Below are 14401 nucleotides of genomic sequence, written 5' to 3' on the forward strand. Positions count from 1 at the left end.
CGTGTCTCCGAATTTCCTGGGCGGTTCGCGCCGCCATGGCACGCGCCTCGCCGCGTTGGCGCCCCTCGGCTGCGCCTGTCATTGGCGCCCGGTATGACTACGGGACGCCGCCTTGCGAGGCACGCACCCTGACGACGCCAACCGTTCAGGAACTCCGGCGACACACCACTAGTCGCGGTCGATCCCGGCCGTGGCCGGGATCGCCGATCCCAGGCTCGGGGCCACCACGGTCGTGACCCTAGACTGAGCCAACATGAGCGAGCTGACCGTGATCGTGCTGGCTGCCGGTGGCGGCACCCGGATGAAGTCCAAGACTCCCAAGATGCTCCACCAGATCGCGGGTCGCAGCCTGGTCGGCCATGTGCTGGCCGCGGTCTCGGAGGCCGGCGCCACCCGCGTCGTCACGGTGGTGGGGCACCAGCGCGAGCTGGTCGAGCCGCACATCGCCGAGATCCTGCCCGAGACCGTGATCGCGGTGCAGGAGGAGCAGCTGGGCACCGCCCACGCCGTGCGGATGGCGGTCGAGACGGCGTCGGTCGCCACCGGCACCGTCGTCGTGACGTACGGCGACACGCCTCTGCTGCGCGGCGAGTCGCTGCGTGCGCTCGTCGCCGAGCACGAGAGCGCGGGACGGGCCGCCACGATCCTGAGCGGGATCGTGCCGGAGCCGTTCGGGTACGGGCGGATCCTGCGCGCCGACGACGGACCCGGCGCCGGGGTCACCGGGATCGTCGAGGAGAAGGACGCCTCCGCGGAGCAGCGCGCGATCACCGAGATCAACTCGGGCATCATCGCCTTCGACGGGGCGTTCCTGGCCGACGTGCTCCCGCGGATCGGCAACGACAACGCGAAGTCGGAGTTCTACCTCACCGACGCGATCGCGCTCGCCGTCGCCGACGGGCTGGGCGTCGACGCCTACGTGCTCGACGACGTCACCGAGGCCGAAGGCGCCAACGACCGCGCCCAGCTGGCGGACCTGGGGAAGACGCTCAACGAGCGGATCGTCACCCGGTGGATGAAGGACGGGGTCACCGTCATGGACCCGGCCACCACCTGGATCGACGCCGACGTCGAGCTCGCCACCGACGTCACGATCCTGCCCGGCACCCAGCTCATCGGGGCCACGCGGATCGACGAGGACGCGGTCATCGGCCCCGACTGCACGCTGAAGGACACCGAGGTCGGCCACGGCGCCCGGGTGGTGCGTACGCAGGCAGAGCTCGCCGTCGTCGGGCCCGGCGCCACCGTCGGACCGTTCTCCTACCTGCGCCCGGGCACGGTGCTCGGCGACGAGGGCAAGATCGGCGGCTTCGTCGAGGTCAAGAACTCCACCATCGGCGCCGGCGCGAAGGTGCCGCACCTGTCCTACGTCGGCGACGCGACGATCGGGGAGGCCACCAACATCGGGGCCGGCACGATCTTCGCCAACTACGACGGGGTCAACAAGCACAAGACCCGCATCGGCCGCCACGTGAAGTCGGGTTCGGGTGTGACGTTTGTCGCCCCGGTCACCGTCGGTGACGGTGCTGCGACAGGCGGAGAGGCCCTGATCCGCGACGACGTGCCGGCCGGTGCCCTGGCCGTCTCTGCAGGTCAGCAGAGGATCATCGAGGGGTGGGCGCTCGCGAGGCGGGCGGGCACCCCGCAGGCGGCCGCCGCCGCAGAAGCGCTCGACGCGGGCGTACCCATCCTCGGTGAACCCGAGGCGACGGACGAGTGACGCCGGGGGTTGGGCGCGAAGGCGTTGTTGATGCAGAATCCAAGGGCAGTGACCCCGGGGGTAGGAGCCAGCACATGACCAAGCGCACCACCGAGAAGCAGATGATGCTCTTCAGCGGCCGGGCGCACCCGGTCCTCGCCGAGGAGGTCGCTGACCTGCTCGGTACGAAGCTGACGCCGACCTCGGCCTACGACTTCGCCAACTCCGAGACCTACATCCGCTACGAGGAGTCGGTGCGCGGCTCGGACGCCTTCGTGCTCCAGAGCCACACCGCCCCGATCAACCAGTGGCTCATGGAGCACCTGATCATGGTCGACGCGCTCAAGCGGGCCTCGGCCAAGCGGATCACCGTCGTGATGCCGTTCTGGGGCTACTCCCGCCAGGACAAGAAGCACCGCGGTCGCGAGCCGATCTCGGCCCGCCTGGTCGCCGACATGTTCAAGACCGCGGGCGCCGACCGGATCATCTCCGTCGACCTCCACGCCGACCAGCTCCAGGGCTACTTCGACGGGCCCGTCGACCACCTGATGGCACTGCCGCTGCTGACCGACTACATCAAGGAGAAGTACGGCAACCAGCCGCTGGCCGTCGTCTCTCCCGATGCCGGTCGGATCAAGGTCGCCGAGCGCTGGGCCGCGCGGCTCGGCAACGTGCCGCTGGCCTTCATCCACAAGACCCGCGACATCACCCGGCCCAACGAGACCGTCGCCAACCGCGTCGTGGGCGAGGTCGAGGGCCGCATCTGCGTGCTCACCGACGACATGATCGACACCGGCGGCACCATCGTGAAGGCCGCCGAGGCGCTGATGAAGGACGGTGCGGCCGGCGTGATCATCGCCGCCACCCACGCGATCCTCTCCGACCCCGCCGTCGACCGGCTGAAGAACTCCACCGCCACCGAGGTCGTCATCACCAACACCCTGCCGGTGCCGGAGGAGAAGCAGTTCGACAAGCTCACCACGCTCTCGATCGCGCCGATGCTGGCCCGAGCCATCCGCGAGGTCTTCGAGGACGGCTCGGTGACCTCGATGTTCGACGGGCACGCCTGAGCCAGGTCTCCCCGTGGCGGGCGACTTCGAGCTGACCACCGACGAGCTGCGGGTCGTCGCCCGCTACGTCGCGGAGACCGCCGCCGAGGTGCTGCCGGTCTTCGAAACGGCGTGCCCCGACGACCCGCGTCCGAGAGCCGCGCTGGAAGCTGCCTGGGAGTTCGTGGGTGGTTCGCGGCGTACGAAGCTGCAGCGCGTCACATCGCTGGACGCTCACCGCGCCGCCGCCGAGGCGCCCTCGGAGGCGGCGCGGCTGGCGGCGCGGAGCGCCGGTGACGCTGGGTCGGCGGCCTATCTTCATCCGATTGCCAAAGCCACCCAGGTCGGGCACATCCTGCGCGCCCCTGCGAGTGTCGCGCGGATCGCCGAGCTCGAGGCGCCGGGTGATCCCGGGGCTGCTTCTGCTTCTCTGAACCGTGCCGTCGAGCGCGCTGATCGGGTGCTGGTCGACGTGCTCCTGCGTTACCCGGACGCGCCCGCCGGCAAGAGCCGCGTCGCTGAGCTCATGAGCATGCTTGACGCTCGGCTGCGTGTGTCGCGCTGAGGATTCGGCGGCGGTGAACCTGGTTGTGGCCTCGCCGCGGTAGGTGGATGGTTTTCGGGATGGGTGTGGGCCGCCGACCCTTTCCTGGAGGGTCTTCTCGATCTGGCCCGGCGTCAAGGACGCCCTTCGGGCGCCGGCTACGCCGGCCGCTACGCGGTCCTGGACTCCGGGCCAGATCGAGAAAAGATTTGGCTGATTATCGGGGCGGCGGCCAGGGTGTGGCCGGGAGGAGCGACTGCTGGTCGCTGCCGCGAAAAAGGCGCGTTGACCTGCGAAAAGAGGTGGAGCTACTGGTCGGTAAAGAGTAAAATCAGGGGTATCCGACGGGCACCTTGAGAGGGGGTCAGCGATGAGCGTCGAGAACCATGCCGACCACTGGGGCACCAGCCCCAGTGACCCGGTTGCGAGGGCTCTCGCTGGCATCGAAACTGCTCTGGGTGACCTGCTGGCGATGGAGCCCGCTTATTGGCGAACCAGTCAGAAGAAGGATGTGTTGGCGCGGCTCGAGATCTTGAAGGCGCAGCAGGCTGCGCTCGAGCTGCGGGTGCTCGCGTCGGCTGGTGACATCGCTGAGGAGACTGGTGCGAAGGATGCCTCGGGTTGGATGCGGACCGCGCTTCTGGTTGATCGGGGTGTGGGTCGTGGGCAGGTGAAGCTCGCGTCGGCGGTGGCTAGGTATGAGTTGGTCGCTGCGGGTCTCGCGGAAGGTGTGGTGTCCCAGGACAAGGCCCGGGTGATCACCAAAGCCCTGTCTGCGATCGAGGCCGATCCAGCAGCCAGCGCCGAAGACCTCGTGCTCGCCGAGAAGCTGCTGGTCGATCATGCGACCCGGTTGACCGCGAACGAGCTGAAGATCGTCGGCAAGCGGATCCTGGCCGAGATCGACCCCGAGCGTTTCGAGGCCGCCGAGTCGAAGGCGTTGCAGCGGGAGGAAGAGCAGGCGCAGCGGCGTACGTTCTTCCGGGCTCGTGACAACGGTGACGGCACCGTCGACATCCACGCCCGTGTCTCGCGTGCGGTCGGGATGCGTCTACGCACGATGCTGGACTCCCTGGCGCAGCCGAGGAAGTGGTCGGCCGAGGACAAGGGCCGCAAGGTCTCCTATGAGCGGCTGTTGGGTCAGGCTTTCGCTCGGGTCGTCGAGACCTACGACGTGGAGAACCTGCCCCGTCATGGTGGGCACGCGACCACGGTGTTCATCACGATGAGCCTCGAGGATCTCCGCAAGGACCTCGGCACAGCTGCACTCGGTTTTGACGGTGACCAGATCACCGCAGCTGAGGCCCGCCGGATGGCGTGCAGCGCGGACCTGGTTCCGGTGGTGCTGGGCACCGACTCGGAGATCCTCGATCTAGGCCGCACGGCCAGGTTGGCGCATCCGATCCAGCACAGAGCGCTACGGCTACGGGACGAGTGCTGCCAAGCCGAAGATTGCGATGCTTCAGCCGCGTGGACCGAGGCCCATCACCTCAGACCCTGGGCCGAAGGCGGCAAGACCGACCTAGCCAACATGGTCCTGTTGTGCCCCAGCGACCACCGGCGGATCCATGACCCTGACTACGGGCACGAGCGTCTCCCGGACGGACGGATTCGGTTCACTAGGCGAACCTGATGCCGACCTCGCACGGGTCCGATCTTTGTGAATCGTTCACAAGGTCAGACCCTCTGTCACAGTCCCCGCAAACCACACCTGCCCGACCTGCGACCCTGGCCCGGGCTCTCAACTCCGTACCCAACCCAAGATCTCCGCGCCACACCCCTGCCGCCGCCCCGATAACCAGCCAAATCTTTAGACCTCCAAGAACGGGTCGGCGGCCACCAGCCAGACGCGATCGACCAGCGCCAGCTCCCAACCCGCACGCGACGAAAGCCGAAGCGCGCCAGCAAGAAGGAGCCTCAGCTCACCGTCTTCCCAGTCACGACCCCAGGATTCTGATCCAACCAAGAGTCCACATCATCCGAACGCACGGCCTCCCAGAGGTCACGACCCTTGCGCATGTCGAGATAGACCACGCTCTGCTTGCCCTCCTTGCCGAGGCCGGCCACGGGGGCGGTGAAGAAGGTGAGGTCCGAGGAGGGCATGCGGGCGAGGTCGAGGGCGAGGCCGCGGAGGTCGCCGCCCGAGAAGCCGGAGTCGACGGTGAGGTGCCGGGTGATGACGTCGAGGAGGTCGTAGGCCTTCTTGGGGTCCTTCGGGTCGACGCTGTCGCGGAGGCCGCGGAGGATGGAACGCAGCACGTACTGCTGGCGCTTGACGCGGTCCAGGTCGCCGCCGGGGAGACCGTAGCGCTGGCGTACGTAGAGGAGGGCCTCCTCGCCGGTGAGCAGGTGCTTGCCCTCGGTCCAGGTGCGGTGACGCGCCGAGTCGTGGACGGTCTCCGGCACGTAGACCTCGACGCCGCCGAGGAGGTCGCCGATCTCCTCGAACCCGGCCCAGTCGACCCAGGCGACATGGTCGATGCGTACGCCGGTGAGCCGCTCGACCGTCTGCACGCTCAGCCGGGGGCCGCCCTCGGAGAAAGCGGCGTTGACCTTGGCCTTGCCGTGGCCGGGGATCCGCACCCACGAGTCACGTGGGATCGAGATGACGGAGGCCGAGCGACGGTCCGCGCTCAGGTGAAGGAGCATCATCGTGTCGGCGCGCTGCTCGCCCGGTGTCCAGGTCGCCGTGGCCTCGGTGCCGGTGGTGGCATGGTCACCGGTGCGCCCGTCGGTGCCCAGCAGCAGGATGTTCATCGAGCCGGCCGCGGCGTCGGTGGCCGCCGCCGGCCGCTCCTCGAGGCCCCCGAAGACGTCGACGGACTTCACCTGCCGGTCGAGCCGGTGGGCGAGATACCAGCCCGTGCCGCCGACGGCGCCGACGATCACGACGAACGCTATCCCGAGAGCGAGCAGGATGCGCGACTTCTTCATGGCCGTCCTCAGGAAGTGGGGTCGAGAGCGCCTAGAGGCTAATGGGAGCTACTCCCGGTCGTCGAGGTGGTCCTGCCAGGAGCGCCTCAGGATCGTCGGTACGCCGCCTGCCAGCGCGTCGCGGAGCGTGTCGAGCTGGTCGCGGTCGAGCGCGACCTGCGGGAACGCGCGCCCCACCTCCTGGGCGAAGGCCTGGCCCCGGGTGGCGAGGGCCGGAGCCTCGCGGATGTAGGCGTCGACGTAGGGGCGCAGGAGATGGGCCTGCTCAGGGATCCACATCCCCGCGGCGAGCGCACCGAAGCGACGGTTGTTGATGTCACGGGTGCCCATCGCGTCCCAGGCGGCGTCCTTCGCCGAGACAGACGGACGGGCGGCGAGCGCCCGCAGCGCCCCCAGATAGCCCTCGGAGGTGACGTCGCGGTCACGCTGGGCGGAGATGAACCGGGCATCGGCGTCGCCGAGCGAGGCCAGCCGCGCGACGGCGTCCCAGCGCGTGGTGGGCAGGAGCGGGATGTCGGCGCCGATCTGCTCCTCGGCCAGCCAGCCGCGCAGCAGATCGGGGTCGGCGCAGGTCGCGGCCAGGGTCGGGGCCCAGGCCATGGTCAGCTGCGTGTCACCCCGGGCGGACTCGAGCCCGGCCGACGCCGCCGAGGCGACTCGTGCGACCGCGCCTGCCGCACGCTCGGCCGGCACCCGCTGGGGGATGATCACCGACCTGGTCTCCTCGAGCACGCCCTCGATGATCTCCGCGCGGGTCTCGGCGGGCAGGTGGGTCTCGACCAGCGTCAGGAAGTCGTCGGCCGAGAGGTCACGGGAGCGCACCTGGAGATAGGCGGAGGTCCAGAGCACTGCGCGCACGAGCGGGTCCTTGAGCCCGGAGAGCCCGTCGGAGAGCGCCTGCCACGAGTGGTGGTCGAGGCGCAGCGCGGCGAAGGTCTCGCCGCCCGCGTTGGGCATCACGACCAGGCCGGCGTAGTGGGGGAGCGCGACCGGCGAGTCACCCAGCTCGACCCGCTCGGTGCCCACCAGACGCAGGGCGGAGTCGTAGGCGGCCACCGTGAACGCGTGCGGCCGCTCGCCCTCGCGCACGAGCACCGGCACGTCTGCCTCGCGCCGCACGACCACGGTGTCGAAGCCCGGGCGGCGCAGCCAGGCATCCACCCAGCCGCGTACGTCTCTGGACGAGGTCGCCGCGAGCGACTCCACGAAGTCGGCGAGCGTCGCGTTGGCGAAGCGGAAGCGGGTCAGGTGCCGGTTGACCCCGGCCATGAACTCGTCGTCGCCGAGCCAGAAGGCGAGCTGTGCCAGGCAGGCCGCGCCCTTGGCGTAGGAGATGCCGTCGAAGATGGTGGCCGCGGTGTCGACGTCGGGCACGTCGGTCGGCAGCGGGGCCACCGGATGGGTCGAGCTGCGGGCGTCGGCGCGATAGCCCCACGGCTTGCGCCCGATCTCGACCTCGACCAGCAGGTCCGAGAAGCCGGCGCCCGCCTCGGCCACCCGATAGCCCATGTAGTCGGCGAACGACTCCTGCAGCCAGGTGTCCTCCCACCAGGTCATCGTCATCGAGTCGCCGAACCACATGTGCGACATCTCGTGGGCGATGATCACCCCGCGGATCGCGCGCTGGGTGTCGGTGATCGCGCCGCGGGGGAGCAGCTCGTCGCGGTAGGTCACGCAGCCCGGCATCTCCTGCGCACCCCAGTTGAGCCCGGGCACGAAGACCTGGTCGTAGGAGTCGAACGGGTAGGGCTCCTCGAAGATCTCGGCGTAGTGGGCGAAACAGTCCTCCGTCGTACGTCGCAGCTCGGCCGCGTCGCGGTCGAGCTCGGCGGCCAGCGACCGCCGGGCGTGCCAGCCGAAGTCGAGGCTCGCCCCGGAGTCGAACACCGCCGACCATCGCACCGAGTGCCAGTCGCCGGCCGCGACCACCACGAGCGCGGGCGGGATCGGGGGAGTGGTGGCGAAGACCCAACGACCGCCCTCGCGGGAGACGAGCGCTCCGTTGGCCAGCACGGTGTCGGCCGGGTCGGCGGTGACCGAGACGTCGAACGTCGCCTTGAGGTCGTTCTGGTCGAAGCAGGCGAAGACCTTCGCGGCGTTGTCCATCCCGAGATAGGCGGCCACGTAGCGTGCTCCGTCGGCCGGGTCGATGAAGGTGTGCATCCCGTCGCCGTCGGTCGTGTAGGGCAGCGTCGCGACCACCTCGACCTCGTTGACCTCGGTGGTCGAGAGGCCGGTGAGGTCGACCCGCAGGCCGTCGTAGGAGGTCGCGGTGGCCACCCCGTTGACGCTCAGCGAGACCGAGCGCGCGCCCTTGAGCTCGAGGAACGTCTCGGCCGCCGCCGAGCCGAACCGCACCCGCACGTGACTCCGGAACGTCTCGACGTCGGTGAGGTCGAGATCCACGGAGTAGGAGACGGAGGAGAGCACGCCTGCTCGCGTGCGGGCTTCGCCGAGAGTGAGTGACACGTCGGCCAACGTACGTCCTCCCAGGTCAGCGCGCGCCCGCATTTCGCTGTCAGCCGCAACCGGGGATAGGCTGTGGCAGTTGCCTCGGCGAGGGAGCGCCTCGCGCTCCGTGATCGACAAGGTGGACGTCTCCTCAAAGGGACGCCGTGCCTTCGTCGCACGGCCTTCGTTGGACCAGCCGGGCCCACAGACATCCAGCTTCATCCATCGAGGAGTTCAACGCATGTCCAGCGAGAAGATCGTCGCCGAGAAGCGCACCGAGTTCGGCAAGGGTGCCGCTCGTCGCATCCGCCGTGAGAACAAGATCCCGGCGGTCGTCTACGGCCACGGCGCCGACCCGATCCACCTGAGCCTGCCGGGCCACGCCACGATGATGGCGCTCAAGAACCACGGCGCCAACGCGCTGCTGGAGCTCTCCATCGACGGCAAGAAGCAGCTGGCGCTGACCAAGCAGGTCCAGATCGACGACGTACGCCGCGTCATCGAGCACGTCGACTTCGTCGCCGTCCGCGCGGGCGAGAAGGTCACCGTCGACATCACCGTCCACGTCGTGGGCGACGCCATCTCCGGCACCATGGTCGTCACCGACGCGAACACCCTGACCGTCGAGGCCGAGGCCACCCACGTCCCGGAGAGCATCGAGGTCAGCGTCGAGGGTCTCGAGGCCGGCACCCAGATCTTCGCCAGCGAGGTCACCCTGCCCAAGGGCTCCACCCTGGTCACCGACCCGGAGACCCTGGTCGTCAACGTCACCGAGGCCCGCGTCATCGAGGAGCCGGAGGACGAGGAAGAGGCCGCCGAGGGCGAGACCGGCGAGGACGAGGCTGAGGCCACCGACGCCGAGTGAACGACTCGGTGAACGACGGTGTCTGGCTGGTCGTCGGTCTGGGCAACCCCGGGCCGACGTACGCCGGGCACCGTCACAACATCGGCTACCTCGTCACCGACGAGCTGGCCGACCGGCTGGACGGCAAGTGGCGCTCCCACAAGTCCGGCCGTGCGGATGTCGTGGAAGGGCGGCTCCCGGGTGCCAGAAATGAGCACAGCCCGGGAGTGCCCGGTCCGCGCGTCGTGCTCGCCCGTTCCCGCACCTACATGAACGAGTCCGGCGGGCCGGTCAAGGCGCTGGCGACCTTCTACAAGGTCGCCCCTGACCACATCGTCGCCATCCACGACGAGCTCGACATCGCCTACGACACGATGCGGGTCAAGCTGGGCGGCGGCGACAACGGCCACAACGGCCTCAAGTCGATGCGGTCCTCGCTCGGCACCGGCGACTTCCATCGGCTGCGCGTCGGCATCGGCCGCCCTCCAGGTCGCCAGGAGGTGCACGACTTCGTGCTCTCCAACTTCTCCAGTGCCGAGCGCAAGGTGCTTCCCTTCGTGGTCGACACCGCCGCCGACGCCATCGAGTCGCTGGTCGCCGAGGGGCTGGAGAAGACCCAGCAGCGGTTCAACTCCTAGTCGAGTCTCCTGGTCGAGTCATCGAGGCGGCGGAGGATGCAGCGAGCAGTCGTACGCCGCGACGGCCGCCAGCTGTGATCCGACCTCGAGCTTGCGCAGGATCGACTTCACCTGGCTGCGCACCGTCGCCTGGGCCACGCCCAAGCGGGCCGCGATGTCGGCGACCGTCTCGCCGTCGTAGAGCAGCTCGAGCACCTCGCGCTCGCGCACGGTGAGCGAGTCGAGCTCGCTGCGGATCCGGTCACGCTCCTCGCGCAGGCGATGCCACCGGGCGACCAGGTCGTCGACCTCGGCCGGAGCGAGCCGGCGGCCGGCGGAGGCGTCGCGCAGCGTGGCCTCGATCGTGTCGGAGTCGGCGTGGGCCGAGAGCACGATGGACGCGCCGGCCTCGAGCACCGCTCCCCACAGCCCGCCGCGCGGTGCGGTGGTGAGCGCCACCGCGGGCAGGTGTACGCCCCCGACCAGGGCACAGACCTGCTCGAGGTCGCTCCACTCGGAGAGGTCGGTGACCACCAGCAGCACCGCCGGGTCTCCGGCCAGCAGCCGGCGCGGGGCGACGGCGACGGAGACGGTCGCGGTGACGATCATTCCCCGGCCGAGGAGGGAGACCTTCACCGCGTCGAGCGTCATCGTCTCGTCGGCCGTGACGGCCACCCTGAGAGGCGCTGAAGGGGCTGCCATGTCTGTCGTGCCGATCGGTCGTCGCGGGCCCCGTTCGATATCCCTGGGGGTATACGGACCATGACTGGTGGGACCCCCTGGATCCGAAACAGGTTCTAGCAGCCCCCAAGTTTGGGGATGACCTGGGAGAACAGAGGCCCTGAGCGGGCCCGAAAAACGACTTGTCCTCAATTCTCGGTATTGGCCCTCGATGACCTCGCGTGGAGATAACGTTCTCACTACGTTCCTTCAGTGAAGGTTCGGTCATAACATTCAAACTGGGGAGGCCCGACAACCTCGGGCTGGGGAAGCGGGACCGTGAGCAGGTTCCCGATCGGGCGTCTTTCCTCTCTGGCCGACCCGCCATGGGGAGCAGCATGTCTACGTCCATTTTCACGAGCATCAGCTCGGGCTGGTTGGGCACCGCCTACGCGACGACCACCGCCGTCTTCATCGGCGTCCAGAGTTTTCTCATCGCAATCCTTCAGGGGCCCTGGGTCACCTTCGACGCCAGCGGTCACATCTTCTGGCTCCTGCCGCTCATCGTCCTGAGCTCGTCGCTGGCCGCCGCAGCCTTCCTCCTGCAGGGAGGTGTGCGCATCTACCGACGTGTCTGCGCGGCAGAGGCGAGGGAGGCCGACGAGGTCTACAGCGACCTGCTCAGCGCTCGCGAGATCCAGCGGGTCCACCGCGCCCGGATGCACGAGGTCACCTCGACGCTCGCGGGGATCCGCTCGGCCAGCGAGCTGCTGTGCACCTCGGAGACACTCGACCCCGACCGGCGCGTGGCGATGATGTCGATGATGGGCAGCGAGCTCCGACGCCTGGAGCGGCTCGTCCGAGCCCAGCGGGGCGGCGCCGACACGGCGCCGGTCGACGCCGGCGTCGTCGATGTCGACATGGTGCTCCACAACCTCGCGCTGGCCCACGAGGCCGGCGGCACCACGGTCGTCCACACGCCCAGCACGGCGCTCGCCGCCGGCAGCTCGGACGCGGTCGCGGAGATCCTCAACGTGCTGATCGACAACGCCGCCAAGCACGGCTCCGGGGCGGTCGAGGTCGCGGTGCGGCATGCGTCCGAGACGTCAGGCCCGATGGTGGTCATCGAGGTCAGCGACGACGGCAGCGGCGTCGCGCCCGAGGTGCACGACCGCATCTTCGAGTGGGGCGTGCGGGGCCCCGACTCGGGTGGTCAGGGCATCGGCCTCAACGTCGCCCACAAGCTCGCCGCGCGGATGGGTGGCTCGCTGCGCCTGGCGGTCCGTGCGCGCACGACCTTCGTGGTGACTCTGCCGAGCGCCGTCATCGAGGGCCACCCCGTCCCTGCCACCGAGCCCGCCGCCGGCTCCGAGAAGGAAGGCGCTGCCGATGGTGTCGTCGCAGCGTAGCCAGTATCGCGTCGTCATCGTCGAGGACCATGTGCTCTTCGCGGAGTCGCTCGAGCTCGCGGTCTCCCTGGAGGGATACGACGTACGCCGCATCCCCATGCCCAGCGAGCCCGTCTCGACCGCCACGATGGTCTCCGTCGTGCTCCGCAACAAGCCCAAGATCGTGCTGCTCGACCTCGACCTCGGCCGCTACGGCGACGGCATCCGGATGATCGAGCCGCTGGCCAAGGCCGGCGTCGACGTCGTCGTGGTCACCGCGGCGATCGAGGAGGCGCGGTGGGGCCAGGCGCTGCGCAAGGGTGCCCGCACGGTGCTCTCCAAGTCGCGCCCGCTCGGCGAGATCCTCGGCACCGTCAGGCGGCTCCACCAGGGAGCCAGCGTGCTCGCGGTCTCCGACCGCGAGCGGCTGATCAGGATCTGGTTCGAGCGTCAGCACGAGGTGGCCGAGCTGAGCCGCCGCATCGAGCTGCTCACCAAGCGTGAGGCCCAGGTGCTGGGCCACCTGATGATGGGGCGTACGGTCCACGAGATCGCGGTGCTCGGCGTCGTCTCCGAGGCGACGGTGCGCACCCAGGTGAAGTCGATCCTCGCCAAGCTCCAGGTCACCTCTCAGATCGCAGCCGTCGGGCTCGCGCACCGGCTCGGCTGGCGATCGCCGCAGTCCCTCGAATGACCCGTCACCGCAAGTCATTCCCTCATTTGGTCTAACCGACGGCCGATCGCCCCAACTGGCCGCGTTCATCCCTCATTGTTCTCGGATGAGCACGCGGTCGGGCGCGCACCGGCCACAGGGGAGATGAATGACTATCGAGCTGGCGCCGGTAGGAACGGTCGTTCCTATCGACATCAACCGCAGGAGAGTGTCCCCGAAGGCGCTCTCCCTTCGGTTGCAGGCATCGATGCTCGATGGCCTCGCGGTGATGCTGCTGGCGCCGCTGCTCGTCGGCCAGGAGGTCGTCCACGCCCTGGGCTGGGGTCTGGTGTGGGGTCTGACGACGCGGATCACCGCGCCGAAGATCCTGCCGGGCGCCGAGCGTCTGCGCGCGACCGTCTCCGGAGTCTTCAAGGCGTTCATGGCGCTGAGCATGGCCACCTGGCTGCTGGGTGCCGTCGTCGAGCTGCCGCAGGGCCAGCTGGTCGCGCAGACGATCATCGGGCTGGTCACGGCGCTCGGCTTCCGCGTGGTGGGTTACATCTTCAGCTCCCGGCCGCGCAACCCGCTGCGGGTCGTGGTCGTCGAGGCGGCCCATGACCACGGCGTGATCCCGGAGTGGACCCACCGGCTCAGCGGCGGGCTCATGGAGGCCGCGGCGGTCTGCCGGGCCGACGGGCTGTCCGCTGCGATCGCTTCGGTCGCCCCCGACGCCGTGCTGGTCGTGCCGGGTCCCGACCTGGCCGGCCGAGAGATCCAGCGGCTCGCCTGGACCAGCGAGTCCTTCGGGCTGCCGCTGCTCGTCAGCACCCGGATGCAGGACGTCACCCCGCAGCGTACGTCGTCGATGCGGTTGGGCTCGATGACGCTCCTCTACGTCGACGAGGCGCTGCGCGCCCGGCTCACCCGGCTGGTCAAGTACGTGTGGGAGTGGCTGGCCGCGGTGGCGGCCGTCGTCGTGCTCCTGCCGGTCTTCGTCGTGCTGGCGATCATGATCAAGCTCGACTCGCCCGGCCCGGTCTTCTTCCGGCAGGTGCGGGTCGGGCGTGGGGGAGAGCAGTTCCGGATCTGGAAGTTCCGCACCATGGTCGCCGACGCGGAGGCGCTGCTGCGCACCCTCGACCACCGGCCCGGGCACGTGCTGTTCAAGCTCCGGGTCGACCCGCGAGTCACCCGGGTCGGCCGCATGCTGCGCAAGTACTCTCTCGACGAGCTGCCCCAGCTGTTCAACATCGTGCTGGGCCAGATGTCGTTGGTCGGACCCCGTCCGGGGCTGCCGAGCGAGGTGGCGATGTACGATCGCGACTCGCACCGCCGCCTCGCCGTCGCTCCCGGTCTGACCGGACTATGGCAGGTCTCGGGTCGCTCGGACCTCTCCTGGGAGGACACCGTGCGCCTGGACCTGGACTATGTCGACAACTGGACTCTCCTGCGGGACTTCGGCATCGTCGTGCGCACGGTGAAAGCCGTCGTCCGCGGCTCTGGCGCCTACTAGTGAGTGTCACCTAAACTCCCAGGCCATTGCGTGCACAACCGATAGAA

At 69.2% G+C, this 14401-nt stretch carries 12 protein-coding genes; 9 read left to right on the top strand and 3 right to left on the bottom strand.

All coding sequences use genetic code 11. From position 1 onward, the window contains the following. The first annotated feature begins 253 nt into the window (after positions 1-253). From glmU to FB381_RS05635, 4 genes are all read left to right on the top strand, one after another. Positions 254-1720, top strand: coding sequence for a bifunctional UDP-N-acetylglucosamine diphosphorylase/glucosamine-1-phosphate N-acetyltransferase GlmU (glmU, locus tag FB381_RS05620; protein ID WP_141779379.1), 1467 nt, complete (start codon positions 254-256; stop codon positions 1718-1720). A 74-nt stretch (positions 1721-1794) separates the two neighbouring features. Further along, the gene (locus tag FB381_RS05625; RefSeq protein ID WP_141779380.1) at positions 1795-2769 is read left to right on the top strand and encodes a ribose-phosphate diphosphokinase; all 975 of its coding nucleotides are present in this window, start codon (positions 1795-1797) and stop codon (positions 2767-2769) included. Between the two features lie 13 nt (positions 2770-2782). Beyond that, a complete protein-coding gene (locus FB381_RS05630) occupies positions 2783-3313 on the top strand; it encodes a putative immunity protein (protein ID WP_141779381.1) in 531 nt (176 codons plus the stop codon). A 349-nt stretch (positions 3314-3662) separates the two neighbouring features. Next, complete coding sequence (locus FB381_RS05635; RefSeq protein WP_141779382.1) at positions 3663-4925, top strand: HNH endonuclease signature motif containing protein; 1263 nt, start codon at positions 3663-3665, stop codon at positions 4923-4925. A gap of 284 nt (positions 4926-5209) precedes the next feature. On the opposite strand, the gene FB381_RS05640 is transcribed toward FB381_RS05635, so the two are convergent. Both FB381_RS05640 and pepN read right to left on the bottom strand, forming a co-directional pair. Beyond that, positions 5210-6226, bottom strand: a complete 1017-nt coding sequence (locus FB381_RS05640; RefSeq protein WP_141779383.1) for an LCP family protein — start codon at positions 6224-6226, stop codon at positions 5210-5212. Positions 6227-6274: 48 nt separating this feature from the next. Further along, the gene (gene pepN / locus FB381_RS05645; protein ID WP_141779384.1) at positions 6275-8695 is read right to left on the bottom strand and encodes an aminopeptidase N; all 2421 of its coding nucleotides are present in this window, start codon (positions 8693-8695) and stop codon (positions 6275-6277) included. A 223-nt stretch (positions 8696-8918) separates the two neighbouring features. Here pepN and FB381_RS05650 point away from each other — a divergent pair, with 223 nt between their 5' ends. After that, positions 8919-9542 (top strand): 50S ribosomal protein L25/general stress protein Ctc, encoded by a 624-nt coding sequence (locus FB381_RS05650; protein ID WP_141779385.1) that lies wholly within the window; start codon positions 8919-8921, stop codon positions 9540-9542. Beyond that, positions 9539-10159: an aminoacyl-tRNA hydrolase gene (pth, locus tag FB381_RS05655; protein ID WP_246087976.1), complete on the top strand. Its 621-nt coding sequence runs from the start codon at positions 9539-9541 to the stop codon at positions 10157-10159. The genes FB381_RS05650 and pth overlap by 4 nt, the downstream gene beginning before the upstream one ends. An 18-nt stretch (positions 10160-10177) precedes the next feature. On the opposite strand, the gene FB381_RS05660 is transcribed toward pth, so the two are convergent. After that, positions 10178-10813: a helix-turn-helix transcriptional regulator gene (locus FB381_RS05660; protein ID WP_141779386.1), complete on the bottom strand. Its 636-nt coding sequence runs from the start codon at positions 10811-10813 to the stop codon at positions 10178-10180. A gap of 383 nt (positions 10814-11196) precedes the next feature. Here FB381_RS05660 and FB381_RS05665 point away from each other — a divergent pair, with 383 nt between their 5' ends. The 3 genes from FB381_RS05665 (at position 11197) to FB381_RS05675 (ending at position 14354) form a co-directional block, all read left to right on the top strand. Beyond that, positions 11197-12207 carry a sensor histidine kinase gene (locus FB381_RS05665; protein WP_170225062.1) on the top strand — a complete coding sequence of 337 codons (1011 nt, stop codon included), beginning with the start codon at positions 11197-11199 and terminating at the stop codon, positions 12205-12207. Continuing rightward, a complete protein-coding gene (locus FB381_RS05670) occupies positions 12188-12880 on the top strand; it encodes a response regulator transcription factor (protein WP_141779388.1) in 693 nt (230 codons plus the stop codon). Before FB381_RS05665 ends, FB381_RS05670 begins: the two co-directional genes overlap by 20 nt. A gap of 127 nt (positions 12881-13007) precedes the next feature. Then, entirely contained in the window at positions 13008-14354 is a 1347-nt protein-coding gene (locus tag FB381_RS05675) for an exopolysaccharide biosynthesis polyprenyl glycosylphosphotransferase (protein WP_141779389.1), read from the top strand. The last annotated feature ends 47 nt before the right edge of the window (positions 14355-14401 follow it).

The organism is Nocardioides albertanoniae, assembly GCF_006716315.1.
GTDB lineage: Bacteria > Actinomycetota > Actinomycetes > Propionibacteriales > Nocardioidaceae > Nocardioides > Nocardioides albertanoniae.

Excerpts from the sequence above, each read along its gene's own strand:
- FB381_RS05670 (WP_141779388.1), top strand. The coding sequence starts at position 12,188 with ATGGTGTCGTCGCAGCGTAGCCAGTATCGCGTCGTCATCGTCGAGGAC.
- FB381_RS05675 (WP_141779389.1), top strand. The coding sequence starts at position 13,008 with ATGACTATCGAGCTGGCGCCGGTAGGAACGGTCGTTCCTATCGACATC.
- FB381_RS05635 (WP_141779382.1), top strand. The coding sequence starts at position 3,663 with ATGAGCGTCGAGAACCATGCCGACCACTGGGGCACCAGCCCCAGTGAC.
- glmU (WP_141779379.1), top strand. The coding sequence starts at position 254 with ATGAGCGAGCTGACCGTGATCGTGCTGGCTGCCGGTGGCGGCACCCGG.
- FB381_RS05640 (WP_141779383.1), bottom strand. The coding sequence starts at position 6,226 with ATGAAGAAGTCGCGCATCCTGCTCGCTCTCGGGATAGCGTTCGTCGTG.
- FB381_RS05625 (WP_141779380.1), top strand. The coding sequence starts at position 1,795 with ATGACCAAGCGCACCACCGAGAAGCAGATGATGCTCTTCAGCGGCCGG.
- FB381_RS05650 (WP_141779385.1), top strand. The coding sequence starts at position 8,919 with ATGTCCAGCGAGAAGATCGTCGCCGAGAAGCGCACCGAGTTCGGCAAG.
- FB381_RS05665 (WP_170225062.1), top strand. The coding sequence starts at position 11,197 with ATGTCTACGTCCATTTTCACGAGCATCAGCTCGGGCTGGTTGGGCACC.